The sequence below is a fragment of the Streptomyces calidiresistens genome (assembly GCF_014141525.1).
In the GTDB taxonomy this organism is placed as follows: Bacteria; Actinomycetota; Actinomycetes; order Streptomycetales; family Streptomycetaceae; genus Streptomyces; species Streptomyces calidiresistens.
Genome location: NZ_VKHS01001140.1, coordinates 1 through 1296, shown reverse-complemented (window position 1 = coordinate 1296; position 1296 = coordinate 1). Strand labels below are relative to the sequence as shown.

Sequence of the window (1296 nt, the reverse complement as noted above, 5' to 3'; positions counted from 1 at the left end):
GGGGGCGACGGCCCCGGGGTCGTCCCCGGGCGGCAGGAGGTCGGCGGGGGCCATCGGGTGCGAGGTGGTCACCAGTACCAGGGCCGGTGACCTGTGCGGTATCAGGGCACGGACCCGCTCGGGGTCGGCGGCGTCGTCCAGGACGATGACCACCGGCAGACCGGCCAGGTGCTGCCGGTAGCGTTCCAGCAGCCGGCCGGGCGATTCCTCCTCGCCGTCCCGGCCGGCGGCCTCGCGTTGCAGCACCTGGTCGCGGGGGGCGCCGAGCCGGTTCATCAGGTACAGGGCGGCGGCCCGGGTGGACATCGGGTCCTCGCTGCCACCGCGCAGGTCCACCGTGCAGACGCCGCGGAACAACGGGCGCAGTTCGTGGGCGACGCGGTGGGCCAGGGCGGTGCGCCCGGTGCCGGGCGGGCCGTGCAGCACGACCACGGTGGGGTGGGTGTCGGTGCCGGCCCGGTCGCGGTTGACCAGGCGGGCGATGCGGGTCAGTTCCTCGCGGCGGCCGGGGAAGGGGTCCACGGGCTCGGGGAGGCGTTCGAAGGAGCGCTCCAGCACGCCGCGGGTGCGGCTGACACCGCTGCGGTCGCGGGCCGCCGGGCGGTGGGAGGCCCGGCCCACGGGGGTGCGGCGGGTGCCGCCGCGGACGACGACGGCCCGCTGTTGGGCGAGCCAGGGGTTCAGGCCGCGCACCTCGACGGCGTTGAGCCAGGCCAGGCGGAGCTGTTCGACGCCGCCGGGCTGGTTGCGGGCGCCGGCCCGGGACTCCGCGGCCCACAGGTGGGCGACGGAGGCCTGGAGGAGGAAGCCGAGGACGGAGGCGAGGGCGACGACGAACGCGCCGGTCACCGCGTCGGCGGCGCCCGATTCCCCGGCTCCGGTGGGGCGCAGCAGGATCAGCGCCACGAACGCGGCGCACGCCGTGGAGGCGCCGACGGCGGCCAGGGTGCGGCCGTCCAGACGCTCGCGGAACCGGCCGCCGGCGGTCTCCTCCTCGGCCCGGAGGTACTCCCGCCACTCCTCGGCGGCGGGGGCGAGGATCCGGTCGGCCGAGGACCGGGCGAGCGCCATGAGTCGACCGGCGTCGGTGGCGTCGCCGGCGCGGCGGACCTCGGTGTCGATGACGCGCGTCAACAGACGCTCGACGTCCTCGCGGTGGGACGCCGGTAGCGCCTCCAGCGTGCGGGGAACCGCCCGGTGGATCTCCCCGGGCGACGTGGGTGTGACGGTCATCGGCGGCTCCTCCCCCTGTCCCGCCGGCGCCCCGGGGGCGCCGGGTGGGGCGCGGGGCCGGGG

The 1296-nt window shown here is 77.9% G+C and carries 1 protein-coding gene; it reads right to left on the bottom strand.

The genetic code is table 11. From position 1 onward, the window contains the following. Window positions 1-1233 (bottom strand): ATP-binding protein (locus tag FOE67_RS25975; RefSeq protein ID WP_182667268.1); only part of this gene is annotated, 1233 nt, incomplete at its 3' end. Between the last annotated feature and the right edge of the window lie 63 nt (window positions 1234-1296).